Below are 23,516 nucleotides of genomic sequence, written 5' to 3'. Positions count from 1 at the left end.
AAAGCATCAAAAGAAAAAGCCATGAATCAGCAGCAGCGTACGTCACTCGCCCGTAAGACCACCATCAGCCGCTCCCGCAGGATGAAAGCCATCCCGGGCGGAAGAACCGAAAAACCCGCCTTTGCGGATTGCCTGGAAGTGCTGTCCGAGCCTTACCGTCTTTACCTGGGCTATCTGGAGCTCGACTTTGAGGAAGCCGAAGCCCTGCGGCTGGCGGGGCTGGAAGAGGACATGAAGTTCAGGCTGGCCTACTATGCCTGGAAGCAGGCGGGCGCAGCGGTCTGACCGGCGGATCCCGGCCAGCCACAGCATCCTTATTCAACTGCTCTTCTGGTGCCGGTCATCGACCGCTCCGCCACAAGCCTCCGCTCGCGGTCAAAAACTAATGGCCTCTAACTAATATTAATATGGAGAATCCTATAAATTTGATGGGAATTATGTAATTTCGTAGGAGCATATTTTCCTCATCTGTATAAATCATTTTTCTATGAGCTTAAGACTAGGAGATACCGCGCCCAACTTCAAAGCGCAGACCACCCTGGGAGAAATTGACCTGTATGAGTACCTCGGCGACGGCTGGGGCGTGCTCTTTTCCCATCCTGCGGACTTTACGCCGGTATGCACGACCGAGCTGGGCCGTACGGCGCAGCTGCAGGATGAGTTTGCCAAACGCAATGCCAAGGTACTGGCCGTGAGCGTGGACCCGCTGGATTCGCACAAAAGCTGGATCAACGATATAAATGAAACCCAGCACTGCGATGTGCAGTATCCCATCATTGCCGATCCGGAGAAAAAGGTCGCCGAGCTGTATGATATGATCCATCCCAACGCTTCCGCTACGCATACGGTGCGTTCGGTATTCATTATCGGACCGGACAAGAAGATAAAGCTGACCCTCACCTATCCGGCTTCGACCGGGCGGAATTTCCTGGAGATCCTGCGTGTGCTGGATTCGCTGCAGCTGACGGCCGACTACCAGGTGGCCACGCCTGCTGACTGGAAAGAAGGGGAGGATGTCATTGTTACGGGCGCTGTGAAAACGGAAGATATCCCCGCGCGTTTCCCCAAGGGACATAAGATCGTGAAACCCTACCTGCGGACCACACCGCAACCCAACCGCTGATAAGACGGGCGTCGTCCATACCCGCCGGAAAAGCAGGCGATAGCTATGCTGCAATAGGATGCCGTTCAGCTGCCGTGCTTTCGCAGCTGCGTCAGGGTAGCCTGGAGATCGCGGGGAAGCGGAGCTTCCAGGCTGAAATGTTCCCCGGAAGGCAAGGGGAAATGCAGACGGTAAGCATGCAGCGCCAGCCGGCTCAGCAGGGGTCTTTCTTCTTCCTGGTTTTTGCCGGAATGGTAGCGTCGTTTTATAGCGGAAAGAAAAACGGGATGGGCGGTGCCATACAGCTCATCCATCACTACGGGATGCCCGCAGGATTGCATATGGACACGGATTTGATGAGTTCGTCCGGTGAGAATCTGCACGGTTAACCAGTTGTAGAGGGCGAACCGTTCCGATACTTCATATAACGTCACTGCGGACTTCCCTTTTTTCTGCACCGTCATTTTTCCCTTCCGGACAGGATGTTCGCCCAGCGGCGCATCGATGCGTCCTTTTTCTTCCGGCATCTGGCCGTTCACCAGCGCATAGTAATATTTTTCTACCTGCCGCGAGGCAAAAAGCTGTGAGAAGTACTGATGCGATTGCTCATGTTTGGCAAACAGGATCAGCCCGCTGGTGTCCCTGTCCAGCCGGTGGACGATAAAGATCTTTCCCAGCCGTTTTTCCAGCAGTCCGGCCAGGCTGGGCAGCCCGGCATCAAAGCGGTCCGGAAGGGTCAGCAGTCCGGCCGGCTTGTTGACCGCAATGAAGTCGTCGTTTTCGTATAATATCTCGGGTGGTTTCACGGATGCGGTTTCTTGTTTCTTATTTACGTCGTTCACAAAGTCTTTTAGCGGTCTCCGTGAACGCTGCGCGTTTATTTCGGGCTTAATATTTTTTAGCGGTCTCAATGAAACGAAGTTCGGCAACGTCATTTAAAAATAATTCGATCCCGTTGCCAATGCTTCGCCTTTCCGGTTTTATGGTTTAAGGTCTAAAGTCTAAAGTTATCTGTCTGGAATGGAACTTTGAACCTCAAACTTTAAACGCTTATATGACTATTTCATCGCCAAATCAGCATATCATCAAATTATCAAATCCTGTTTCACCCTTCGCCTTTCACCTCCCCCTTTTTACCTCCCCCTTTAGGGGCCCGGGGGGTAAAATGTTTCAGCAGGATCACTTCTTTTTCGGTGAGCAGACGCCATTTTCCTCTTGGGATATTCTTTTTCGTTAGTCCTGCGTACAGCACCCGGTCCAGCTTCTCCACCTGGTAGCCCAGGTGCTCGAATATCCGCCGTACGATCCGGTTACGCCCGCTGTGTATCTCCAGGCCGATCTGCGTTTTGTCGGCTGCATCCACATACGCCAGCATGTCCACAGATGCCATCCCGTCGTGCAGCTTTACCCCTCCTAATATCCGGTCGAAGTCGGCCTGGGTCAACGGCTTGTCGAGCACGGCATGATAGACCTTCTTTACCTTATTGCTCGGATGGGCCATCTGCTGGGCCAGCTCCCCGTCGTTGGTCAGCAGCAACAGCCCGGAAGTATTCCGGTCCAGCCGACCTACGGGATAGACGCGTTCCCCGGTGGCATCCCGGATCAGCTCCATCACCGTCCGCCGGCCCTGCGGATCGCGGAGGGTGGTGATATAGTCCTTGGGCTTGTTCAGCAGGATATAGACCAGACTTGTCTGCGGTGTTATCCTTTTGCCGTTCAGCTTTACCACATCGCCCGGCGCTACCTTGTAACCCGGCTCCGTCACGATCTGTCCGTTTACCGATACGATCCCGGCTTTTATATGGTCCACCGCTGCACGGCGGGAGCAGATGCCGCAATGGGCGATGTATTTGTTGAGCGGATTCTGCCTGGGCGTATAGCCGCTGCGGTTTGAACGCGGTTTTTGGGAAGGGGCTTCCTCACGAGGGGGCGGAGTATTTCTGTCCCCGTTCCGGCGGTCGGCGGCGGCTTCGCCGGTACCTGTTCTGCTCTTGCGGTCGGGTGTGTCGTTGCCGCTTTGCCGGCCCGGGTGCGTTCTCTGGAAAGCCGCTCCGCGGGGAGACGATGTGTTTCTGCTTCCGCCCCGCCGGTCAGCGGTGGTCCCGCCTTGGCGCTCCGGACGGGGCCTTTGAGTAGCGTCCTCCCTGCGGGGAGATGATGGGTTTTTGGTTTCGCTTCGCCGGTGCGACAGGGTTTTGCCGGTCCCGCTCCGCCGGCTGGACGTGTCTTTGCCGGTGGCCGCTCCGCTGGACCGGTCAACGGCCTTGCCCCCGGTTTTCCGGGGTGGACGGCCTTCGCGGGGTTGGGGATTGTCCGGCCCGAAAGTATCTTTTTGTCCGGCCCGTCCATCCGATTTTTTTGAAAACCGTTGGGAAGACTGTCCTGTCCGCTCGTCTGTTTTTTTAGAAAAATGTCCGGAAGCAGGCCGGCCGGGCGGCCGGGAGGAAGTTCTTTTTTTCATAGGGATGTTTTTTGCTGCTTTTTCAGCAGTAAATGATCGCTTATACTAAATTTATTTGTTGGCCAGCTGCCCGCAGGCCGCGTCGATGTCCTTACCGCGGCTGTGTCGTATCCGGGCGTTTACCCGGTGCTTTTCGAGATATTGCATAAACGCTGTCACCTGGGCTTCGTCCGGTTTGGCAAAGGGCGTATGATCCACAGGATTATATTCGATCAGGTTCACCACCTTTACCGGCACCTGGCGGTAAAGCCGGATCAGCTCGTCGGCATCCTTCAGCGTATCGTTGAAGTTGCGGAACAGGATATATTCAAAAGTGATATCGTTGCGGGTTTCCCGGTAAAAATAATTCAACGCCTCGGTCAATGCCTTCAGGTTGTTGTTGTCGTTGACCGGCATGATCTCGCTGCGCTTTTTGTCGTTTGCGGCGTGCAGGGAGAGGGCCAGGTTGAAGCGCACCTTGTCGTCGCCCAGCTGCCGGATCATCTTGGCCACCCCTGCCGTGGATACGGTGATCCGCCGGGGGGACATGGCCATACCCTCCGGGGAGGTGATCCGTTCGATGGAGCGCATGACCTGCCGGTAATTCAGCAGCGGCTCACCCATGCCCATGTACACGATATTGGTCAGCTTTTTTCCAAAAGTTTCCTGCGACTGCCGGTTGATCAGCGCCACCTCGTCGACGATCTCGTCAAAGCTGAGGTTGCGTTTCCGGTCCATAAAGCCCGTAGCGCAGAACCTGCAGCTCAGGCTGCAGCCCACCTGTGAGGATACGCAGGCCGTCTGCCGGGTAGCGGTGGGAATAAGCACTCCTTCTACCAGGTGGCCGTCCGGCAGGCGGAAGCGGCTTTTGATGGTGCCGTCGGCGCTGTGCTGGGTGGCGTCCACCCGCAGGGCCGGCAGGCTGAAATCAGCCGACAGCCGTTCCCGCAGCGTCTTGGACAGGTTGCTCATCTCCTCGAAGCTGCCGGCATGATGCAGCCAGAGCCAGTCGTAGACCTGGCCGGCGCGGAACGGCTTTTCGCCGGCTGCCGTTAGGTATTTCCCCAGCTCCTCACGGCTCAGCTGTCGTATGTTGGGTTTGGTTTCCATGATCGTCAGGCCCCGGCGTTTATCTCCCCGCTCAGGGCATTGTTCGGTTTTGTGTTTAGTTTTCCGGCGGTATTACGCTGCCCGCATAACGCCGCCATTTGTCCAGCAGCACCTCATAGTCCGCCGGCAGCGGCGTTTCGAAATACATTTTTTCCCGCGTCCGGGGGTGGATGAATCCCAGGGACCGGGCATGGAGGGCATGCCTTGGCAGCAGCTCAAAGCAGTTCTCCACAAACTGCTTGTATTTGTTAAAGACGGTGCCCTTTACGATACGGTCTCCCCCGTAGGTCTCGTCGTTGAACAGGGGATGGCCGGCATACTGCATATGCACGCGGATCTGATGGGTGCGGCCGGTCTCCAGCCGGCATTCGATAAAGGTCACGTAATGAAAACGCTCCAGCACCTTGTAATGGGTGATGGCCTCCTTGCCGAGCTCGCCGTCGGGATAGGCCGTCATTCTTTTCCGGAAGCGCTGGTGCCGCCCTACATGAGCGATGATGGTGCCTTCTTCTTCCTCAATATCGCCCCAGGCCAGCGCCAGGTAGCGGCGGTGTACGGTATGCTCAAAAAACTGCCGCGCCAGGTCGTTCATGGCCTTTTCGCTCTTGGCTACTACCAGCAGGCCGCTCGTGTTCTTGTCGATGCGGTGCACCAGTCCGAAACGCGGCACTACCGGGGTTTGCGCCTGCCCCCGTTCCTCCTCGTCGCCGAGGTGCCAGGCCAGGCCATGCAGCAGCGTATGGTGATAGTTGCCGCAGCCTGGATGTACCACCATCCCCGGCGGCTTGTTGACCACCAGCAGATCCTCGTCCTCATAAACGATATCCAGCGGAATATCTTCCGGAATGATCTCCAGCGTTTCCGGAGAGCGGTAGGAGAGCACGAGGATCTGATCGCCGGGTTTTACCCGGTAATTGGATTTCACCGGCTGGTTGTTGATCAGGATATGCCCTTCGTCCGCCGCCTGCTGGATCTTATTCCGGGTGGCATGCTCAATGCGGTTCATCAGGAACTTGTCGATGCGCAGCGGCTCCTGGCCCCGGTCCACGGTAATGCTGACCCTTTCATAAAGGGCCTCACTGCCGTCGCCAGCCTCCTGATCCCCGTCCTGTAGCTGCCATTGTTCCATGACGAATTTTTTGCAAAATTACCAGATTTACAGGACTTCGTATTTTTGTACCGGTATGGAAGCACAGGAAGTTGCACGTCAGGTCTTTTTCCGCGATCTGGGCCGTATCGGCTACGGGGAGGCCTGGGATTACCAGGAAAGCCTCCTGCAGGAGAATGTAAAGGTCAAGACCGCCGCTTACCGGCAGCAGGTCGCCGCCGCAGGGCAAGACGCCCCCGAAAGCGTTCTGCCCGGAGTGCGGTCTACCGTCAACTACCTTCTTTTTTGCGAGCATCCACCCGTATATACGCTGGGTAAAAGCGGGAAAAAGGAGCATCTCCTGCTCGACCCGCTGCAGCTGGAGGACAAGGGAATAACCTTTTTTCACACCAACCGTGGGGGCGATATCACCTTCCATGGCCCCGGTCAGCTGGTAGGATATCCCATCCTGGACCTGGAAAAATTCTTTACCGATATCGGGCGCTACCTCCGCAGCCTGGAAGAAGTCATTATCCGCACCATTGCGGCATACGGCGTGAAGGGAGAGCGCTCTCCCGGGGAAACGGGCGTATGGATCGAGCCCGGCCATCCGCTCAGGGCCCGGAAAATATGCGCCATGGGGGTGCGCTGCAGCCGCTGGATCACCATGCACGGCTTTGCCCTCAACATCAACACGGATCTCACTTATTTCGGCGGCATCGTTCCCTGCGGCATCGCCGATAAGCAGGTCACGTCCCTTGAAAAGGAATGCGGCCGTGCCCTCCCGGCGGCGGCTGTGAAAGCGGAGCTGAAAAAACAGTTTGAAACCGTCTTCGGGGCAACGCTGACGGCGGCGGATACTCCGGTTACCACTGGTCCGGAATAAAGAATTTCCATTTTTCCTTGAGCTTCCCGTCTTCGTACAGCTCGAAATTCACGAGGCCTGACTGCAGGAAATTGGACTTGTCCAGCATCAGGGGAGATTCCTTAATATCATTGAGCTCAAACAACGGATGCCCGTCGGCGTCGAAAAATCTGATCTGGTATTGTTTTTTGCCGGCATCGGGCAGGCTGATGTTTATATTTCCTTCCGTATTGGTATATACGTACAGTGAGGGCTGGAAAGCTGCGGGTGTAGCGGCTGCCCCCGTTGCTCCCATGACGGAGCGGGCGGGATTGCTGAAAAAATACGAGCCGTTGCTGAGCTGTATGAACAACCGGTAAAAGTTGACCCCCGCATAAGGCTTGCGGTCGGTATAGGAATTGACCTTCTGGGAGGGCCGGCCGGCGTACCCGATGGTGGCGTAGTTATAAAGGCTGTCCTGCGAACGCTGTATCCCGATCTGGCGGATGCTGTTATAGCCGGAGGTCCAGCTCAGGTAGTTCTGCCCGTTTTTGTTGACCACGGAAATATTGGGCAGCAGGGCCTGTGCCTTCCCCTGTTCATTTCCCCAGTAAAGCAATATGATAAGACCGATGCCGATGCACCTGATGCCGGAATATCCTTTCAAAATACTGATCTGTTTACCGCCGTTGCGACGCTGTGCAAACATAGGACAAATCCGTATAAATGCAAACCCGTCCGGAGAATCCGCCGTCTCCGCTCAGGAACCTTTCCGGCGCAGCTCCAGCGCGTAGCCGGCCAGGATGGTGGCGGCCCCGATATGATTCTTGCCGTGCTCATCGCCCTTCTGGATATCCATAAAGCCGTAGTTGCCGCCGCCTTCGATGAAGAACTTGCCCCGGCCGCAGTCCAGCGACAACCCTATGCCGCCCTGGATGCCCCAGTTGACCTTGTGCAGCTCGTCCCGCGCATTGATGGAAGTGTCCAGCTTGGTGGATCCGAAAAACGTCTCTACTGCCTGGTCCGGCAGCGGATCCGGATCGTCTTCGTTGATATACACCTTGACATGGTCCGAATGGACGATCTGGTGCGCGCTCACCAGGAACCCGATATAGGGGCCCACCTGGGCAAAGAGCTTCAGCTTTCCGTTCCGGCTGAGCGAAAAATTGAATTTGCCCATGACCGGCACCTGCAGATAGTTGATGCGGGAAACGTTGTTGAAATCGGCATAGACATAATCCCTGCCCGGGAAGGCCTGTTGAAACATCTCCTTGTATTCATCGGGTACGGTGAAGGGCTGCTTGCCGCTTCTTTTTCCGCCTTCTGCAGCATAGTTGATTTCCGGCTGCAGGGAAAATAGGGGCGAGAACTGGAATTCGGCGAGTGCCCCGAAATAGGGACCTACCCGGGAAGTGTAATTTTTGTTCCAGTCATTTTCTCCTCCGGAGCCGGAGCTCAGGTTGGGGATGCTGATGCCACCCTTAACGCCGATATAGGTGGCCTGCTGGGCATGGGAGGTGCGGGCGCCGGCCAGGAGGCCGAGGCAAAGGCTCCATAAGCATAAACTTTTTTTCATGTTACTATGGTTTGTTGTGGGATAAAAACAAAACTCCTTTGTCAGCAGGTTTTGCAAAGGATTTAAGGAAGGCAGGATAGCGAAGACAAAGATAGGGCAAGATCGGTATACGGGCACAATCGGGGGGGAATTTAATCGGGCCGGACGAGAAAATACGGGATTAAGCAGATAAATTCACTTTAGCCCCTTAAATTTACGGCTGTTTTCAGACCGCCGGGGAAAGCCACGGCCCTCTTTTTGAATTTATGAACCAACACCGATTCTGATGACGCAAAAACCAACATTACTGATCCTGGCGGCCGGAATGGCCAGCCGCTATGGAAGCCTGAAACAGGTTGACGGGTTCGGCCCGAACGGAGAAACGATCATTGACTATTCCATGTACGATGCCATCCGTGCCGGTTTCGGAAAGATTGTCTTTGTGATCCGGGCGCAGTTTGCCGAATCCTTTAAATCCATCTTCGAACCGCGGCTCAAGGGCCGTATCGCCACGGAATACGTTTTCCAGGAGCTGAGCGATTATATGCATGGCAAGGAAGTGCCGGCAGACCGGACCAAACCCTGGGGCACCGCGCATGCGGTACTCTGCGGAAAGAGCGCTATCCACGAGCCTTTTGCCGTGATCAATGCCGATGATTATTACGGTCGCGAAGCCTTTGAAAAGATGGCGCAGTTCCTGCAGCAGGAATGCAATGACCATACCTACAGCGTGGTAGGTTACGAGCTGGGCAACACCCTCTCGGAGAACGGGTCCGTATCCCGCGGGGTATGCGCTGTGAATGAGGCCGGAAATCTCGCCGCCATCAACGAACGTACCAAGATAGAACGGGAAAACGGCGTCATCACCTTTGAAGAGGCTGACGGCAGCAAGCACCCGCTCGAAGCGGAAACCCCCGTATCGATGAACTTCTGGGGCTTTCATCCTTCCTTTTTCGATATTGCGGAAGACCAGTTCCGGCTTTTTATCGATCAGAACCGGGAAAAGCCCAAGGCCGAGTTTTTTATCCCCCTCGTGGTAGATCATTTCATCAGCAGCGGCAAAGGCGCCGTGAAGGTGATCCCTACCGCCACCAAATGGTTCGGCGTTACCTATAAGGAAGATGCCCCCGGGGTAAAGGCCAGCCTGGAGCAGCTCATTGCCGGCGGCGCATATCCGGAAAACCTCTGGAAATGATCGTGCATCCGCAGATACTGGAAGCTTTTGATCTGAAAGAAGCGGATTATGACGCGCTGCGGTACGGTTCCGGCCATATCAATAGCACGATCCATCTGAAATCAAAAAAGCGGGGGAAAGACTATATCCTCCAGCGGATCAATACCCATGTCTTTAAACGGCCGGATATCATCGACCGCAACCAGCGGCTGGCAGCGGCCTATCTGAAAAAGCAGGCGCCGGATTATTTTTTCCTGAGTCCGGTGCCCACTGTCGCCGGCCCCTGCCTGTTTGAATGGCAGGGCGAATACTGGCGTCTGCTGCCTTTTGTAAAGCATACCGTGGCCGTCAACCAGGCCGATAACCCCCGCCAGGCTTTTGAGGCGGCGCAGCAGTTCGGCCGTCTGGCCCGGCTGCTCTCCGGCATAGACCTGCGGGAGTTTCAGCCCTCCATACCCAACTTCCATAACCTTACCCTGCGGTACAGCAGCTTCCAGGATGCTATCCGCAGTGCCAGCGAGGAGCGTCGGGAAGCGGCCGAGGATTTGACCGAAGCTTTCCTGAACTATTCGGGCATCGCCGTTCGCTTCGAAGAGCTGAAAACCGACAAGGATTTCCGCGACAGGCTCATGCACCACGATACCAAGATCAACAACGTGCTGCTGGACGATAAGACCTACGAAGGCATCTGCGTGATCGACCTGGATACCCTGATGCCGGGCAAACTGATCTCCGACCTCGGCGATATGGTGCGCACCTATGTCAGCCCCGTTTCGGAAGAAGAGCAGGATTTTGATAAGATCGTCATCCGCGACGACTATTACGAAGCGCTGATGCAGGGCTATCTCTCCGAGCTGAAGGGCGACCTTACCCCCACCGAAAAAGAGGTGCTGTTCTATGCAGGACAGTTCATCATCTATATGCAGGGTATCCGTTTTCTGACCGATTACCTGAACGGGGACGTATATTACCCCGTAAAATACCCGGAACACAACTACAACCGGGCCAAGAACCAGCTGACCTTATTGCAGCGGCTGAACGAAAGAGAGGCCGCGCTCAGACGGATCATCGGCGGCTGCCTGTAGCCGGCCGTTGGGTACGGTCTTGCTGCGGTCCGTTCTTTTCGTTGCCCGCCCTCTGGAGACGGGATGCCGGCTTTTTCCTATCTTTGGAACCCTCACCAAATCCGACAGGAAAATGCAGGAAGTCTTTATCGCCGCTGCGGTGCGGACGCCTATCGGAAGCCTGAACGGCGCGCTCTCCTCCGTGCCGGCGGTGCGGCTCGGCGCCGTTGCCATTGCCGCTGCGCTGGATAAGGCCGGTTTGCCGCCCGGCGCGGTAGACGAGGTCTATATGGGCAATGTGCTCACCGCAGGGGAGGGGCAGGCGCCCGCCAACCAGGCCAGCATCTATGCCGGCATCCCCGTCACCGTTCCCTGCACCACGGTCAACAAGGTATGCGCCAGCGGGATGAAGGCCATCCTGCTCGGGGCGCAGGGTATCCTCCTGGAGCATAATGAGGTGGTGGTAGCGGGCGGCATGGAAAATATGAGCCAGGTACCTTACTATCTTGCCGGGGCCAGGAGCGGTTACCGCCTGGGCCATCAGCAGCTTACCGATGGCATCCTCCACGACGGCCTCTGGGACCCTTACCGGGATTTTCATATGGGCAATGCCGCAGAGCTGTGCGCAACGGAATACGGCCTTTCCCGTGAAGCGCAGGATGCCTATGCGGCGCAAAGTTACCGCCGGGTGGCCGAAGCCTATGCGCAGGGATACCTTCAGCAGGAGATCGTGCCGGTGGGGATCCCCGGAAAGCGCGACCTGACGGTGGAGGAAGATGAAGAATACAAACGGGTAAATTTTGAAAAGATAAGCAGCCTGAAGCCAGCGTTCCAGCCCGGCGGGACGGTCACCGCAGCCAATGCCTCCACCATCAACGACGGAGCGGCGGCCCTGGTGCTGGCGGGGGAGAAGGCCGTACGGGAACGCGGGCTTACACCCCTGGCCCGTATAGCGGCTTTTGCCGACGCTTCGCAGGCCCCCGAAAAGTTCACCACCACACCCACCCTGGCCATGCAGCACGCGCTGGACAGGGCCGGATTGCGGATGGCCGACATGGATTATGCGGAGATCAACGAGGCCTTCTCCTGCGTGGCGCTGGCCAATGCGCGCAACCTGGGGCTGGAGGCGGAGCGGCTGAACATATGGGGCGGGGCGGTAGCCCTGGGGCATCCCATCGGCTGCAGCGGCGCCCGCATCGTGGTGACCCTGCTGAATATCCTGCGGCAGCGCCAGGCCCGGTACGGGATCGCGGGCATCTGCAACGGCGGGGGCGGGGCCAGCGCGCTGGTCCTCGAAAGGGTGTAAACAGCTGCGCTTCCCCGGTCGGCAGGGGCTCCGCCTGCCAAATATAGTTGTCATTTTGCCGCACAAGCGATATTTTTGCTTCCCGTATTGACGAACGTAAACAACAAGCATACGATGCGTGAAATAGCTTTCAGACAGGCCCTGCGTGAAGCGTTGCAGGAAGAGATGCGCCGCGACGACAAAGTATTCCTGATCGGGGAAGAGGTGGCCGAGTACAACGGCGCCTACAAGGTGAGCCAGGGTTTGCTCGATGAGTTTGGCGAAAAGCGGGTGATCGATACGCCGATCTCCGAGCTGGGCTTTGCCGCCATCGGCGTGGGCGCTGCGCAGAACGGCCTGCGTCCCGTAGTGGAGTTCATGACCTGGAACTTTGCCAACCTGGCGCTGGACCAGATCCTGAATACGGCCTCCAAGATGCTGGCCATGAGCGGGGGACAGGTAGGTTGCCCGATCGTATTCCGCGGACCCAGCGGCTCGGCAGGTCAGCTGGGCGCACAGCATTCCACCGCCTATGAAAGCTACTATGCCAATATTCCCGGCCTGAAGCTGGTATCGGTATCCAATCCCTATGATGCCAAAGGTCTCCTGAAATCCGCCATCCGCGACGACGATCCCGTGGTATTTATGGAAAGCGAGGTGATGTACGGCGATACCGGTGAAGTGCCGGAAGAGGAATACCTGATCCCCATCGGCAAGGCCGATATCAAACGCGCCGGCAAGGACGTTACCATCGTCTCCTATAACAAGATGATGAAGGTGGCGCTGGGCGCGGCCGAAGAGCTCGCCAAAGACGGCGTGGAGGCCGAGGTGATCGACCTGCGGACCATACGCCCGCTGGACTGGCAGACCATTATGGAATCTGTGAAAAAAACGAACCGCCTGGTGATCGTGGAGGAGCAGTGGCCCATGTGCAGCGTATCCTCCGAGATTGCCTACCGCATACAGAAGGAAGCCTTTGATTACCTGGACGCTCCGGTACGCCGGATTACCTCTGCAGACGCCCCCATGCACTATGCGCCCAACCTGGTGAAAGCTTACCTGCCCAGCATAGAACGCACGGTGAAGATCGTGAAGGACGTGATGTATGCGGAAAAATAACCGACTATGGCGCATATCCTGATCATAGATGATGAAAAAAGCATCCGGAAAACCCTTTCGGAGATCCTGGGGTATGAAGGATATAAGCTTTCCGAAGCCTCGGACGGGCTGGAGGGGCTGAACCTTTTCAAAAGCAAGGAACCGGACGCCGTGCTCTGCGATATCAAGATGCCGAAGATGGACGGGCTGGAGTTCCTGGAAAAAGCCAAGGAGATCAACCCCGATGTGCCGGTGATCATGATCTCCGGCCACGGCAATATCGATACGGCTGTGGAAGCCGTGAAAAAGGGCGCCTACGACTATATCTCCAAACCGCCGGACCTGAACCGGCTGCTGATCACCCTCCGCAATGCGCTGGACAAGAACACCCTTGTGGCGGAAGCCAAGGTGCTGCGGAAAAAGGTGAACAAAACGCCCGATATGATCGGGGATTCGGAGCCCATTCTAAAGATCAAGGAAACCATCGACAAGGTAGCGCCTACCGATGCCCGCGTGCTCGTCACCGGAGAAAACGGAGTGGGTAAGGAGCTGGTGGCCCGGTGGATACATGCCCGCAGCAACCGTGCTGCCGCCCCGCTGGTGGAGGTCAACTGCGCTGCCATCCCCGGCGAGCTGATCGAAAGCGAGCTGTTCGGGCACGAAAAAGGCTCTTTTACCTCCGCTATCAAGCAGCGTATCGGTAAGTTCGAGCAGGCCAACGGCGGCACCCTTTTTCTGGACGAGATCGGCGACATGAGTCTCAACGCGCAGGCCAAGGTGCTGCGTGCATTGCAGGAAGGCAAGATCACCCGCGTAGGCGGCGATAAGGAGATCAGCGTGGATGTCCGCGTCATTGCCGCTACCAACAAAGATCTGTTAAAGGAGGTGGAGGAGCGTAACTTCCGCCTGGACCTCTATCACCGCCTCAGCGTCATCATCATACACGTGCCCTCCCTGAACGACCGGGAAGCCGATGTGCCCCTGCTGGTCGATAAGTTTCTCGGAGATATCTGCGGGGAATATGGTATTGCCAAAAAGCAGATCGATAAGGCAGCCATGAAATCGCTGCAGGCCCATCAGTGGACGGGTAATATCCGGGAACTGCGCAACGTGGTGGAGCGCCTGGTCATCCTCTCCGGCAAGTGCATCACTCCTGAAGATGTAGCTTCCTATGTGGTGCCGGGTTCCGGGCCGGAATCCTGAGTTCCGGGAAGGGTTGTCTTTCTGTTTTCACCCGCTAATGGCGCAGGCTCAGTTTCCCGTCAGCTCCCGCTTATAGAGCTGGATCGTATTTTCCAGACCATAATAGAGGGCGTCGCATACGAGAGCGTGACCGATGGAAGTTTCCTTCAGCTGCGGGATATGCGTTTTCAGATAGCGCAGATTCAGGAGGTTCAGGTCGTGACCCGCATTGATTTCCAGTCCTGCGGCGGTAGCTTCCGCGGCCGTTTTTACAAAAGTATCCTCAAAGTTATCTTTCCGGAATTTTTCATCGGCAATGATACGCGTATAGTCGTGCGCGTAAGGACCGGTATAAAGCTCGATGCGGTCGGCTCCTGCGCTGCGCGCTCCCGCTACCAGCCCCGGTTCGGCATTCAGGAAAATGGATACCCGTATGCCGGCCGTTTTCAGGGCGGCGATCACCTCCCGCAGGAAGTCCTGGTGGGCGATGGTATCCCAGCCGGTGTTAGAGGTGAGCGCATCCGGCGGATCGGGAACCAGCGTGCACTGGTCCGGTTTTACTTTCAGCACCAGGTCCAGGTACTCGCGGGAAGGATAACCTTCGATATTGAATTCGGTGGTGACCACCGGCTTCAGGTCCAGCACATCCTGATAGCGGATATGCCGCTCGTCCGGGCGGGGATGCACGGTGATGCCTTCGGCCCCGAAGCGCTCGCAGTCCCGCGCCACCTCGATCAGGTCCGGTAGATTGCCTCCCCGGGCGTTCCGCAGGGTGGCGAATTTGTTGATATTTACGCTGAGCCGGGTCATTTTAAGGTGAAAGGTGAAGGGTTAAAGGTTAAAGGCATTTTAAGGTGAAGGATTAAAGACATATTAAGTTTAAAGTCCAAAGCTTAACGTCTAAGGTTTCATTCCAGGCAGAAAAACTTCAGGCTTCGGAAATTAGAAACTGCAAACTTCAAACCAGAAACTGTTTAATATTCAGGTCTAAGATATATGGGTCATTCCAGACAGAAAAACTTCAGACCTTAGACTATTTGAACCAGAAACCAGAAACTGGAAACCAGAAACACTTAATACCTGTAATAATCCGCTTTATACGGCCCGTCTACCGGGATCTGAAGATAGGAGGCCTGTTCGGGGCTGAGTACATCCAGCTCTACGCCGATCTTTTTCAGATGGAGGCGGGCCACTTTTTCGTCCAGGTGCTTGGGCAGCACATATACCTTGTTCTCATACTCGCCGCTGCGGGTCCAGAGCTCGATCTGGGCCAACGTCTGGTTGGTGAAGGAGTTGCTCATCACAAAGGAGGGATGGCCGGTAGCGCAGCCCAGGTTCACCAGGCGTCCTTCCGCCAGCACGATCACATCTTTGTCTTCAATAGTATACTTGTCCACCTGCGGCTTGATCTCCACACGGGTGCCGCCGTAGTTGTCGTTCAGCCAGGCCATGTCGATCTCGATATCGAAATGGCCGATATTGCAGACCACGGCTTTGTCTTTCATCGCCCGGAAATGCTTTTCGGTAATGATGTCCCGGCAGCCGGTGGTGGTCACGATGATATCGGCTTCGCGGGCGGCGTCTTCCATTTTCTTTACCTCAAAACCTTCCATGGCGGCCTGCAGGGCGCAGATCGGATCGATCTCAGTGACGATCACCCGTGCGCCGGCGCCCCGTAACGATTCGGCAGAGCCCTTGCCCACGTCGCCGTAGCCGGCCACGGCAGCCACCTTTCCGGCGATCATCAGGTCGGTGGCGCGCCGTATAGCGTCCACCAGGCTTTCGCGGCAACCGTATTTGTTATCGAATTTGGATTTGGTCACCGAATCGTTGACGTTGATGGCGGGCAGGGGGAGGGTGCCGTTCTGCATCCTTTCGTAGAGCCGGTGCACCCCGGTGGTGGTCTCTTCGCTCAGCCCGCGGATATGCTGTACCAGCTCGGGGAATTTATCCAGCACCATATTGGTAAGGTCGCCTCCGTCGTCGAGGATCATGTTCAGCGGGCGGTCTTCGCTGCCAAAGAACAGGGTCTGCTCGATGCACCAGTCGAACTCGGCGGCGTTCATCCCTTTCCAGGCAAATACCGGCACGCCGGTGGCGGCGATCGCTGCGGCGGCATGGTCCTGCGTGGAGAAAATGTTGCAGGAGCTCCACCGTACCTCGGCGCCCAGGTGGGTAAGCGTTTCGATCAGCACGGCGGTCTGTATGGTCATGTGCAGACATCCGGCTATACGGGCGCCCTGCAGGGGCTTGGTAACGCCATACTCTTCCCGCAAGGCCATCAGGCCGGGCATTTCGGCTTCCGCCAGCTCTATTTCACGACGGCCCCATTCGGCCAGGGAAATATCTTTTACTTTATAGGGCAGGCTCAGATCGATATGCTGAAGTTTACTGGACATGGATTGTTTTTTTTAGTCAGGGATGATCTGCGGATTCCCGCAGGTTATTTTACAAAGCTACGCCGGTAGCATGAAATATCAGTAAAGTGGTTTATATTTAGCATAAAATTCTAATTTTATCCCCTTTATTAGAACAAAAACGCAAAATAAAATGAAAACCGAAGCTGAGCAACCTGCTTATGCTGCCGGCTCCCTGCCACAGCTGGATGAGAAGGACCTGGCCATCCTGCGTCTGCTGCAGGAAGATGCCAAGATCACCGTACGGGAGATCGCTACCCGCGTTCACCTGAGCACAACGCCGGTGCACGAGCGCATCAAGCGGATGGAGGAAGAAGGCGTGATCCGGCAGTATGTGGCCCTGGTGGATCATACCAAGGTAGGGAAGGGGCTGATGGTGATCTGTTATGTATCGCTGAAGGAGCACAGCAAGCAGGCCGGTGCGCGGTTTATCCGCGCGGTGCGGGGGCTGGATGAAGTGGTGGAATGCTATAACATCTCGGGGGAATTTGATTTTATGCTCAAGGTGGTAGCGGCCAATATGGATGCTTATTATGATTTTCATGTGAACAAGCTGAGCCAGACGGAGAACATGGGCCATCTGCAGAGCGTTTTTGTCATGGGCATCATCAAGCAGACGCACCGCCTGGTGTTTTAAGAGATGCCGGGCCGGATGCAGGTCAGCTGTCTTTACGGAAGGCTCCGAAATGCCATAATATGCCGGAAGGGTCGTGGAGGAAGCATTCTTTTCCCCAGTAATCTTCTTTGACCGGGGTCAGTCTTACGTTCTTATACTTTTTGTGAAGCCCGAGCTCCTGCAGCTTTTTCCAGTATTCCTCCGCATCGTCCACTTCAAGGAATATCATGGTGTTGTCTACCCATTCTTTGGCGTAATACTTTTGCAGGTAAAATCCGATGTTTTCAGTGACCCGGAAGTAGGACATGTCGTCGGAAATGACAGACTCGGTGAAGCCCAGCTCCTGGTAAAAGCGTCTGGATTCATCGAAGTCGGCGGCCCCGATAAAAGGTCTTATCGACGTTACGTTATGTTGCATCGGCATTTGGTTTTCCTGTAAGTTAGAATTTTCCCGGACGCCGCCCAAATAAAGCGGGACGAGCCTTCCGGGACATGGAGGGTTGGCCGGAAACGGGGATGCCGAATACGGAAGCTACCCGGACATCCGTGGCACGGGCTGCCGGATCCGGTTTGGCATATAGGGAGAATAATTGTACCTTCCTTAACAAATTCTCCGTCCCATGAGAAATGCCGTTACCGCCCTTATCCTCGGAATTGCCCTGATCATTGCCGCTGCCTTGCTGGGCAGCGCATATAAGTACAAGTACAGAAGCGCGCAGATCGTTTCTGTGACGGGCGGAGCCGAGGTCAACTTTACGAGCGACCTTATCGTATGGACCGGCAGCTATTCCAAAAAATCCATGGTGCTGAAAGAGGCCTATGCCCAGCTGAAGGAAGATGAGAACAAGGTGCGGGATTACCTGACCAAGCAGGGTATCAATCCCAAGGAGCTGGTATTTTCCGCAGTCAACATCCGGAAGGAATTCAGCAACCGTTATGATGAAAACGGTCGCATTACGGGCAACGAATTTACCGGCTATGCGCTGACGCAGACCGTAAAGGTACAGTCCAAGGAGATCGGCAAGGTAGAGCAGGTCTCCCGGCAGGTCACCGAGCTGATACAGGCCGGTGTGGAATTTAATTCGGCGGAGCCGTCCTATTATTATACCAAGCTGGCGGACCTGAAGATAGACCTGCTGGCCAAAGCTTCGGCAGACGGCCGTGTAAGGGCGGAGACGATCGCCAAGAATGCTGGCAGCAAGCTGGGTGGGCTGAAAAGCGCGGATATGGGCATCTTCCAGATCACCGGCCAGTACAGCAACGAGGAGTACACCTGGGGCGGTACGCTGAATACCAGCAGCCGTGAAAAAACGGCGTCCATTACCGTAAAGATGGAATTCGCCCTGCGGTAAGCCGCTTCCGTTCCCCGCAATTATCCGTTACTTTCCGCTTCAGGCATCAGTGGCTTGCGCATAATGAAATCGTTCATAAAATAGCCGTTCCCGATGGGGATATCTGCCGTCCGGTAAACCGTAAATCCCATTTTTTCATAAAAGGCCTTGGCTTTGTTGTGCCGGTTTACCTGTAGCTCCAGCAGGGTGCCGCCCTGGCGTTGCGCACGCGCGCATACTCCCTCCAGCAGCTTTCTGCCCGCACCCTGGCCCTGTAGTGCGGGCAGCAGGTACAGCTTGTGCAGCTTGTAGATGCCCGGCTCGTCTTTGGCCGAGAAGTGGGCGTAGCCCGAAGGATGGCGGTCGGCGTAAAGCAGCAAAAAAGTGTGTCCTTCCCGGGCCTGCCGCTGTAATACCTCCAGGTTGTACATCAGCTCCAGCATGTAGGTCATCTGTTCTTCCGAAAGGATATCCTTAAAGGTGGGCGGCCAGATGATTTCCGCCAGCTGCCGGATCAGGGGCAGGTCTTCCGTGGCGGCGCCGGTGATCTGTATCATCCTAACCTTGTTTTTGTTGCCGTTGCGTCCGGAGAAAATCGGTAAGCTCCGGGAGGCTGAAGCTGCTCAGGTTCCGCTCCCGGCTGAGGCCGCCCTTCTGGGCAGCCAGCACCCCGTAACGGACCAGCTCCATGCCATCTATGCTGTGCGCATCGGGATCAACGGAAAGCAGCACGCCTTTTTCGAGCGCATAAGGTATCCAGCGCCAGTCTACGTCCAGCCTCCGGGGATGGGCGTTGATCTCCAGTACCACATGATGCGCGGCACAGGCTTCGATCAGGCGGTGATGATCGACGGGATAGCCCGGACGGCTCAGCAGCAGCCTGCCGGTAGGGTGGCCGAGGATGGTGGTAAACGGATGCTCAACAGCGCGGAGCAGGCGTTGCATGGCCTTTTGCTCATCCATCTTGAGATTGGAATGTACGGAGGCGATGACCAGGTCGAAGGTGGCCAGGATATCGTCGGGATAATCCAGCTGTCCGTCCGGCAGGATATCGGCTTCTATGCTTTTGAAGAGACGGAAGGGGGCAAGCTTTTCATTGAGCTCGTCGATGGCTTCGTGCTGCGCACGGATACGCTCGGGTTGCAGGCCGTTGGCATAAAAGGCGGAGCGCGAGTGATCGCTCACCACCAGGTACTCGTATCCCTTGTCCCGCGCAGCGGTGGCCATGGCTTCGAGCGTGTCGGCGCCGTCGCTCCACTGCGTATGTGCGTGCACGATACCCCGTATATCTTCCGGCCGGATAAGCTGCGGAAGCGGTCCTGCGGCGGCATCCGCCAGGATGGTTTCCCGGTCGCGCAGCGCGGGCGCGATGTCCGGCAGTCCGGCTTTTTGAAAAAATACGGCTTCGGTATCGGGCTGCGCAGCGGCTGCTTCGGGAAACTGTTGCTGGAAGGCGGTGATAAACGGTTCGGGGCCGGTGCTGAAAAAAAGCGTACGCGCAAACTGTTCCGGGCTGCAACTGTGGACGTGCAGGGGCGGCAGCTCTTTTGCCTGTATCAGCAGGGTATCTCCGTTCAGCGTGACCTGCTGGAAGCTTTCTTTCAGGCGGTCCTGCAGGACGGATACCGGCTCGCTGATCACGATTTCCAGCTGGTCGAGTATCTCTGCCTGCCGGCGGAAAGCTCCCGTCCAGGCCGCAACGGCGTTGGGGAACATGTCGCGCAGCTGCTGCAGCAACAGCGTTGCGGCCGGGGCAACGGTACCATACAGCTGCAGCCCCTGGTTATCCAGGTAAAAGGTGATGGCCTGCCGGATATTCTCCTGGGTTTTGGCCCCGAATCCTTTGTAGAGCAGCAGGCGGTTTTCGGTACAGGCATACAGCAGCTCTCCCGGGGTTTCTATGCCCAGGGTTTTCCAGATGGTGGCGATCTTTTTGGGGCCTATGCCTTTGATGGAGAGCATTTCGAGTATGCCCGGCGGGGTTTTTTCGAGGTACTGTTCCAGCAGGGGCAGACGGCCGGTCTGCAGCAGGTCCTGTATTTTCTGGGCGATGGCGGGGCCGATGCTTTTCATCCGTGCGATATCTTCGGGCGGCATTTCGCTCAGCGGCAGCGGCGCCCGTTCCAGCTGAAAGGCGGCCGTAGAATAGGCGCGGGTCTTAAAGGTGTTTTCCCCGTGTATTTCCATGATCCGCGACAGCAGCGTGAAGCGGGAGGCGATGGTCTTGTTGTCCATAATGCTCCAAAGATAAGCTATGACGTAAAAAAAGACCCCTCCCGTTTGGGGAGAGGTCTTTTTCTCACAATTTCAAGAAAGCCCGTATTACAACGAAATCGGCAGGTCAGGAACGACCGGCATGGAAGAGCCGGAAGGACCGGAAGACTTTTTGGAAGACTTCTTCTTAGGAGCCGACTTTTTGGCGGCCTTTTTGGCCGATTTCTTGGCAGCTTTCTTCGCTACTTTCTTAGCGGCCTTTTTTTTTGACGCCGTTTTTTTTGCGGCTTTCTTGGCCGATTTCTTGGGAGCGGCCTTTTTGGCGGCTTTCTTAGCTACCTTTTTGGCCGATTTCTTGGCTACTTTTTTTGCCGACTTTTTGGGGGCAGCTTTCTTCGCTACCTTTTTTGCCGACTTTTTGGGGGCAGCTTTTTTGGCTACCTTCTTAGCAGCTTTCTTGGGGGCTGCTTTCTTGGCTACCTTTTTAGCGGCGCCTTTTTTTACTGCCTTCTTTTTGGGGGCAGCTTTCTTTGTTGTTGCCATTGTTTTTTGAATTTTGGGTTAGTAAATGAAAATTGGGTACTAAAAAAAACTTTATGGCAAACACAACACTATTCCCGTCAGGCTTCTGCCGGGTTAGCGGTGGCTATTTCCTTAACCGAAATATAAGTCCTGTCGGCGCGACCTTTCCGGAACTCCACCAGCCCGTCCGTTAAGGCATAGATGGTAAAATCCTTACCTACACCCACATTGGAACCGGGATGATAAACCGTGCCGCGTTGTCTAACAATAATGTTCCCGGCAGCTGCAGGCTGTCCGCCGAAGATCTTTACACCAAGGCGCTTGCTCCGGGAGTCCCGGCCATTCTTTACGCTACCTTCCCCTTTTTTATGTGCCATGATTCAAACTTGCGTTGTTGAAAATACAAAAAATTATTTTAATGATACAAACCGGCTACGCGATTTCGCGGATGCGGATCTTGGTAAAATGGGTACGGTGACCGATTTTCTTACGAAAGCCCTTCCTTCTTTTCATCTTGAAGGCAATTACCTTGTCGCCCTGAACATGTTCCAGGATCTCTGCTTTTACCGAAAGGTTTACCGCTTTCCCTACCGAGAGGTTCCCGTCGGCATCCGACAACAGCACATCAGAGAAGGTAACTTCGTCTCCGGCTTTGCCCGGAATACTCTGTACAAAGATCTCCTGGTCCTGCTGTACCTTGAACTGCTGTCCGGCTATTTTTACAATTACAAACATAATTTTTCCTAATATAATTTCCGCAAAGGTAGAATTACTTTTAGAAATACCCAAGTTTTTTTGCCGGTAAAGTTAAAAGGAAAAGCGGAAGGTAAAGATGAGGGTAAATGGCGAAGGGCGGATATTTTTGCTATTTTTGTAGTTTGCTGCAGCGGTGTGCGGAATGCAGCGGCTGAACCGGGCGGGATACGCGCTCCCTGTGGGGCGGCATGTTCCCGGTAAAAACATGGAAATGAAGTTTAAGTCCTTGCTGGCAAAACCTTTTGCCGCCTATATATACAGTAAGATACAGAAAGAGATGATGCATGCCGTGGCGGACCAGGAGGCGATCCTGCAAAACCAGATCAAAACGGGATGCAAAACGGTTTTCGGCCGGGGGCACCGCCTGGACGACGTCCACACCTACGAGGAATACAAGCAGGCTGTGCCGCTGCGCGACTACGAACAGCTGAAGCCCTATATCGAAAAGATAAAGCAGGGCAAGCACAACATCCTCTGGAAAGGACAGCCCCTTTACTTCGCCAAGACCTCCGGCACCACCAGCGGCATCAAATACATTCCCATCAGCAAGGATTCGGTCAATAACCATATTGATACGGCGCGGAATGCGCTGTTGTGCTACATGGCCGAAACGGGGAAGCACGATTTTGCCGACGGCAAGATGATCTTTCTTTCCGGCTCGCCGACGCTGGAACGCATCGGCGGCATACCTACCGGCCGGCTCAGCGGTATTGTGAATCATCACGTGCCCCGCTATCTGCGCACCAACCAGCTGCCCTCTATCGAGACCAATTGTATCGAGGACTGGGAGACCAAGCTGGACCAGATCGTGGCGGAGACCATCGGGCAGAACATGACCCTCATCAGCGGCATTCCTCCCTGGGTACAGATGTATTTCGACCGCCTGCAGGCCAAAGGCGGGAAAAAGATCAGGGAGCTTTTCCCGGACTTTTCCGTGCTGGTGCACGGAGGGGTGAACTTCGAACCTTACCGGCCCAGCCTGATGGACAGCATCGGCGGCGCCGTGGATACCATTGAAACCTATCCGGCTTCCGAAGGGTTTATTGCCTTCCAGGACAGCCGGGAGCACGAAGGGCTTTTACTCAATACCAATTCCGGTATCTTTTTTGAATTTGTCCCGGCTGAGGAGGTGTTTGACGAAAATCCCACCCGTCTGTCCCTGAAAGAGGTAAAGACGGGGGTCAACTATGCGCTGATCCTGAGCAGCAATGCCGGCCTCTGGGCTTATAATATAGGCGATACCGTTAAGTTTGTTTCGACCGAGCCCTACCGCCTGGTGGTGACGGGCCGTGTAAAGCATTTTATTTCGGCTTTCGGGGAGCATGTGATCGCGGAGGAAGTGGAGCAAAGCCTGATGAGCGTAGCGGGCGCCGAAGGGCTGCGCGTCACCGAATTCACCGTGGCTCCGCGCATACAGGTAGCAGAAGGGCTGCCGCACCATGAGTGGTTCGTGGAGTTTGAAGAGGCGCCGCAGGACCTCTCTTCATTTTCCTTACAGGTGGACCGGCAGCTGCGGAAGCGGAATATTTATTATGACGACCTGCTGCGCGGCAATATCCTGGCGCCGCTGAAGCTGCGCGTGGTCCGCAAAAACGGGTTTATTGATTATATGAAATCCGTCGGCAAGCTGGGCGGGCAGAATAAAGTACCCCGCCTGAGCAACGACCGCCTGATCGCGGAAGAGCTGATGCGGTTTTTACAATAACGAACGACCGGGTG

Annotated in this window: 25 protein-coding genes; 12 read left to right on the top strand and 13 right to left on the bottom strand. The window is 55.7% G+C overall.

The window, feature by feature from the left end; translation table 11 throughout:
- The first annotated feature begins 21 nt into the window (after nucleotides 1-21).
- Complete coding sequence (locus tag ABD851_RS17540) at nucleotides 22-285, top strand: hypothetical protein (protein WP_344981759.1); 264 nt, start codon at nucleotides 22-24, stop codon at nucleotides 283-285.
- Between the two features lie 202 nt (nucleotides 286-487).
- A complete protein-coding gene (locus ABD851_RS17535) occupies nucleotides 488-1,123 on the top strand; it encodes a peroxiredoxin (protein ID WP_344981757.1) in 636 nt (211 codons plus the stop codon).
- A gap of 65 nt (nucleotides 1,124-1,188) precedes the next feature.
- Here the strand turns inward: ABD851_RS17535 and ABD851_RS17530 are convergent, their stop codons facing one another.
- The 4 genes from ABD851_RS17530 to ABD851_RS17515 all read right to left on the bottom strand — a co-directional run bounded on the left by ABD851_RS17530 (nucleotide 1,189) and on the right by ABD851_RS17515 (nucleotide 5,781).
- Complete coding sequence (locus tag ABD851_RS17530; RefSeq protein WP_344981755.1) at nucleotides 1,189-2,037, bottom strand: RluA family pseudouridine synthase; 849 nt, start codon at nucleotides 2,035-2,037, stop codon at nucleotides 1,189-1,191.
- 170 nt (nucleotides 2,038-2,207) lie between these two features.
- Nucleotides 2,208-3,563: a pseudouridine synthase gene (locus ABD851_RS17525; RefSeq protein WP_344981753.1), complete on the bottom strand. Its 1,356-nt coding sequence runs from the start codon at nucleotides 3,561-3,563 to the stop codon at nucleotides 2,208-2,210.
- Between the two features lie 51 nt (nucleotides 3,564-3,614).
- Nucleotides 3,615-4,652: a dual-specificity RNA methyltransferase RlmN gene (gene rlmN, locus ABD851_RS17520; protein ID WP_344981751.1), complete on the bottom strand. Its 1,038-nt coding sequence runs from the start codon at nucleotides 4,650-4,652 to the stop codon at nucleotides 3,615-3,617.
- Between the two features lie 55 nt (nucleotides 4,653-4,707).
- Nucleotides 4,708-5,781: an RluA family pseudouridine synthase gene (locus ABD851_RS17515; RefSeq protein WP_344981749.1), complete on the bottom strand. Its 1,074-nt coding sequence runs from the start codon at nucleotides 5,779-5,781 to the stop codon at nucleotides 4,708-4,710.
- Between the two features lie 55 nt (nucleotides 5,782-5,836).
- Here ABD851_RS17515 and lipB point away from each other — a divergent pair, with 55 nt between their 5' ends.
- A complete protein-coding gene (gene lipB, locus ABD851_RS17510; protein WP_344981747.1) occupies nucleotides 5,837-6,625 on the top strand; it encodes a lipoyl(octanoyl) transferase LipB in 789 nt (262 codons plus the stop codon).
- Here the strand turns inward: lipB and ABD851_RS17505 are convergent.
- Both ABD851_RS17505 and ABD851_RS17500 read right to left on the bottom strand, forming a co-directional pair.
- Nucleotides 6,606-7,292, bottom strand: a complete 687-nt coding sequence (locus ABD851_RS17505; protein ID WP_344981745.1) for a hypothetical protein — start codon at nucleotides 7,290-7,292, stop codon at nucleotides 6,606-6,608. The two genes, lipB and ABD851_RS17505, sit on opposite strands and share 20 nt — an antisense overlap.
- A 51-nt stretch (nucleotides 7,293-7,343) precedes the next feature.
- Nucleotides 7,344-8,159: a porin family protein gene (locus tag ABD851_RS17500; RefSeq protein ID WP_344981743.1), complete on the bottom strand. Its 816-nt coding sequence runs from the start codon at nucleotides 8,157-8,159 to the stop codon at nucleotides 7,344-7,346.
- 265 nt (nucleotides 8,160-8,424) lie between these two features.
- On the opposite strand from ABD851_RS17500, the gene ABD851_RS17495 reads away from it, so the two are divergent.
- The 5 genes from ABD851_RS17495 (at nucleotide 8,425) to ABD851_RS17475 (ending at nucleotide 13,962) form a co-directional block, all read left to right on the top strand.
- Nucleotides 8,425-9,333, top strand: coding sequence for a nucleotidyltransferase family protein (locus ABD851_RS17495; protein ID WP_344981741.1), 909 nt, complete (start codon nucleotides 8,425-8,427; stop codon nucleotides 9,331-9,333).
- The gene (locus ABD851_RS17490) at nucleotides 9,330-10,397 is read left to right on the top strand and encodes a phosphotransferase enzyme family protein (RefSeq protein WP_344981739.1); all 1,068 of its coding nucleotides are present in this window, start codon (nucleotides 9,330-9,332) and stop codon (nucleotides 10,395-10,397) included. The genes ABD851_RS17495 and ABD851_RS17490 overlap by 4 nt, the downstream gene beginning before the upstream one ends.
- 112 nt (nucleotides 10,398-10,509) lie before the next feature.
- Nucleotides 10,510-11,682: an acetyl-CoA C-acyltransferase gene (locus ABD851_RS17485; protein WP_344981737.1), complete on the top strand. Its 1,173-nt coding sequence runs from the start codon at nucleotides 10,510-10,512 to the stop codon at nucleotides 11,680-11,682.
- Between the two features lie 75 nt (nucleotides 11,683-11,757).
- Nucleotides 11,758-12,780, top strand: coding sequence for a pyruvate dehydrogenase complex E1 component subunit beta (locus ABD851_RS17480; protein WP_425549966.1), 1,023 nt, complete (start codon nucleotides 11,758-11,760; stop codon nucleotides 12,778-12,780).
- Between the two features lie 6 nt (nucleotides 12,781-12,786).
- Entirely contained in the window at nucleotides 12,787-13,962 is a 1,176-nt protein-coding gene (locus tag ABD851_RS17475) for a sigma-54-dependent transcriptional regulator (RefSeq protein WP_344981735.1), read from the top strand.
- A gap of 48 nt (nucleotides 13,963-14,010) precedes the next feature.
- Here ABD851_RS17475 and ABD851_RS17470 read toward each other — a convergent pair whose 3' ends face one another.
- A complete protein-coding gene (locus ABD851_RS17470; RefSeq protein WP_344981733.1) occupies nucleotides 14,011-14,751 on the bottom strand; it encodes a pyridoxine 5'-phosphate synthase in 741 nt (246 codons plus the stop codon).
- Between the two features lie 263 nt (nucleotides 14,752-15,014).
- On the bottom strand, nucleotides 15,015-16,340 hold the full coding sequence (ahcY, locus tag ABD851_RS17465; protein WP_344981731.1) for an adenosylhomocysteinase: 1,326 nt from the start codon (nucleotides 16,338-16,340) through the stop codon (nucleotides 15,015-15,017).
- 151 nt (nucleotides 16,341-16,491) lie between these two features.
- Between ahcY and ABD851_RS17460 the strand changes: the two genes are divergently transcribed.
- Nucleotides 16,492-16,995: an Lrp/AsnC family transcriptional regulator gene (locus ABD851_RS17460; protein WP_344981729.1), complete on the top strand. Its 504-nt coding sequence runs from the start codon at nucleotides 16,492-16,494 to the stop codon at nucleotides 16,993-16,995.
- 22 nt (nucleotides 16,996-17,017) lie between these two features.
- Here ABD851_RS17460 and ABD851_RS17455 read toward each other — a convergent pair whose 3' ends face one another.
- Nucleotides 17,018-17,392, bottom strand: coding sequence for a VOC family protein (locus ABD851_RS17455; protein ID WP_344981727.1), 375 nt, complete (start codon nucleotides 17,390-17,392; stop codon nucleotides 17,018-17,020).
- A gap of 202 nt (nucleotides 17,393-17,594) precedes the next feature.
- Between ABD851_RS17455 and ABD851_RS17450 the strand changes: the two genes are divergently transcribed.
- Nucleotides 17,595-18,326: an SIMPL domain-containing protein gene (locus ABD851_RS17450; RefSeq protein ID WP_344981725.1), complete on the top strand. Its 732-nt coding sequence runs from the start codon at nucleotides 17,595-17,597 to the stop codon at nucleotides 18,324-18,326.
- A gap of 20 nt (nucleotides 18,327-18,346) precedes the next feature.
- On the opposite strand, the gene ABD851_RS17445 is transcribed toward ABD851_RS17450, so the two are convergent.
- Together ABD851_RS17445 and ABD851_RS17440 are read right to left on the bottom strand one after the other, a co-directional pair.
- Entirely contained in the window at nucleotides 18,347-18,862 is a 516-nt protein-coding gene (locus ABD851_RS17445; protein WP_344981723.1) for a GNAT family N-acetyltransferase, read from the bottom strand.
- A gap of 1 nt (nucleotide 18,863) precedes the next feature.
- On the bottom strand, nucleotides 18,864-20,540 hold the full coding sequence (locus ABD851_RS17440; RefSeq protein WP_344981721.1) for a helix-hairpin-helix domain-containing protein: 1,677 nt from the start codon (nucleotides 20,538-20,540) through the stop codon (nucleotides 18,864-18,866).
- A 121-nt stretch (nucleotides 20,541-20,661) separates the two neighbouring features.
- Between ABD851_RS17440 and ABD851_RS17435 the strand changes: the two genes are divergently transcribed.
- Nucleotides 20,662-21,072: a hypothetical protein gene (locus ABD851_RS17435; RefSeq protein WP_344981719.1), complete on the top strand. Its 411-nt coding sequence runs from the start codon at nucleotides 20,662-20,664 to the stop codon at nucleotides 21,070-21,072.
- A 67-nt stretch (nucleotides 21,073-21,139) separates the two neighbouring features.
- Here the strand turns inward: ABD851_RS17435 and rpmA are convergent, their stop codons facing one another.
- The gene (rpmA, locus tag ABD851_RS17430; RefSeq protein WP_344981718.1) at nucleotides 21,140-21,418 is read right to left on the bottom strand and encodes a 50S ribosomal protein L27; all 279 of its coding nucleotides are present in this window, start codon (nucleotides 21,416-21,418) and stop codon (nucleotides 21,140-21,142) included.
- Nucleotides 21,419-21,473: 55 nt separating this feature from the next.
- Nucleotides 21,474-21,776 (bottom strand): 50S ribosomal protein L21, encoded by a 303-nt coding sequence (gene rplU / locus ABD851_RS17425; protein ID WP_344981716.1) that lies wholly within the window; start codon nucleotides 21,774-21,776, stop codon nucleotides 21,474-21,476.
- 232 nt (nucleotides 21,777-22,008) lie between these two features.
- Here rplU and ABD851_RS17420 point away from each other — a divergent pair, with 232 nt between their 5' ends.
- Complete coding sequence (locus tag ABD851_RS17420; RefSeq protein ID WP_344981713.1) at nucleotides 22,009-23,502, top strand: GH3 auxin-responsive promoter family protein; 1,494 nt, start codon at nucleotides 22,009-22,011, stop codon at nucleotides 23,500-23,502.
- Nucleotides 23,503-23,516 lie beyond the last annotated feature (14 nt).

It is taken from the genome of Compostibacter hankyongensis (assembly GCF_039541075.1).
GTDB classification, from domain to species: Bacteria; Bacteroidota; Bacteroidia; order Chitinophagales; family Chitinophagaceae; genus Compostibacter; species Compostibacter hankyongensis.
This window is presented reverse-complemented; position numbering and strand designations above follow the sequence as displayed.

Excerpts from the sequence above, each read along its gene's own strand:
- ABD851_RS17540 (WP_344981759.1), top strand. The coding sequence starts at position 22 with ATGAATCAGCAGCAGCGTACGTCACTCGCCCGTAAGACCACCATCAGC.
- ABD851_RS17535 (WP_344981757.1), top strand. The coding sequence starts at position 488 with ATGAGCTTAAGACTAGGAGATACCGCGCCCAACTTCAAAGCGCAGACC.
- ABD851_RS17530 (WP_344981755.1), bottom strand. The coding sequence starts at position 2,037 with ATGACGTTGCCGAACTTCGTTTCATTGAGACCGCTAAAAAATATTAAG.
- ABD851_RS17525 (WP_344981753.1), bottom strand. The coding sequence starts at position 3,563 with ATGAAAAAAAGAACTTCCTCCCGGCCGCCCGGCCGGCCTGCTTCCGGA.
- rlmN (WP_344981751.1), bottom strand. The coding sequence starts at position 4,652 with ATGGAAACCAAACCCAACATACGACAGCTGAGCCGTGAGGAGCTGGGG.
- ABD851_RS17515 (WP_344981749.1), bottom strand. The coding sequence starts at position 5,781 with ATGGAACAATGGCAGCTACAGGACGGGGATCAGGAGGCTGGCGACGGC.
- lipB (WP_344981747.1), top strand. The coding sequence starts at position 5,837 with ATGGAAGCACAGGAAGTTGCACGTCAGGTCTTTTTCCGCGATCTGGGC.
- ABD851_RS17505 (WP_344981745.1), bottom strand. The coding sequence starts at position 7,292 with ATGTTTGCACAGCGTCGCAACGGCGGTAAACAGATCAGTATTTTGAAA.
- ABD851_RS17500 (WP_344981743.1), bottom strand. The coding sequence starts at position 8,159 with ATGAAAAAAAGTTTATGCTTATGGAGCCTTTGCCTCGGCCTCCTGGCC.
- ABD851_RS17495 (WP_344981741.1), top strand. The coding sequence starts at position 8,425 with ATGACGCAAAAACCAACATTACTGATCCTGGCGGCCGGAATGGCCAGC.
- ABD851_RS17490 (WP_344981739.1), top strand. The coding sequence starts at position 9,330 with ATGATCGTGCATCCGCAGATACTGGAAGCTTTTGATCTGAAAGAAGCG.
- ABD851_RS17485 (WP_344981737.1), top strand. The coding sequence starts at position 10,510 with ATGCAGGAAGTCTTTATCGCCGCTGCGGTGCGGACGCCTATCGGAAGC.
- ABD851_RS17475 (WP_344981735.1), top strand. The coding sequence starts at position 12,787 with ATGGCGCATATCCTGATCATAGATGATGAAAAAAGCATCCGGAAAACC.
- ABD851_RS17470 (WP_344981733.1), bottom strand. The coding sequence starts at position 14,751 with ATGACCCGGCTCAGCGTAAATATCAACAAATTCGCCACCCTGCGGAAC.
- ahcY (WP_344981731.1), bottom strand. The coding sequence starts at position 16,340 with ATGTCCAGTAAACTTCAGCATATCGATCTGAGCCTGCCCTATAAAGTA.
- ABD851_RS17460 (WP_344981729.1), top strand. The coding sequence starts at position 16,492 with ATGAAAACCGAAGCTGAGCAACCTGCTTATGCTGCCGGCTCCCTGCCA.
- ABD851_RS17455 (WP_344981727.1), bottom strand. The coding sequence starts at position 17,392 with ATGCAACATAACGTAACGTCGATAAGACCTTTTATCGGGGCCGCCGAC.
- ABD851_RS17450 (WP_344981725.1), top strand. The coding sequence starts at position 17,595 with ATGAGAAATGCCGTTACCGCCCTTATCCTCGGAATTGCCCTGATCATT.
- ABD851_RS17445 (WP_344981723.1), bottom strand. The coding sequence starts at position 18,862 with ATGATACAGATCACCGGCGCCGCCACGGAAGACCTGCCCCTGATCCGG.
- ABD851_RS17440 (WP_344981721.1), bottom strand. The coding sequence starts at position 20,540 with ATGGACAACAAGACCATCGCCTCCCGCTTCACGCTGCTGTCGCGGATC.
- ABD851_RS17435 (WP_344981719.1), top strand. The coding sequence starts at position 20,662 with ATGGAAGAGCCGGAAGGACCGGAAGACTTTTTGGAAGACTTCTTCTTA.
- rpmA (WP_344981718.1), bottom strand. The coding sequence starts at position 21,418 with ATGGCACATAAAAAAGGGGAAGGTAGCGTAAAGAATGGCCGGGACTCC.
- rplU (WP_344981716.1), bottom strand. The coding sequence starts at position 21,776 with ATGTTTGTAATTGTAAAAATAGCCGGACAGCAGTTCAAGGTACAGCAG.
- ABD851_RS17420 (WP_344981713.1), top strand. The coding sequence starts at position 22,009 with ATGAAGTTTAAGTCCTTGCTGGCAAAACCTTTTGCCGCCTATATATAC.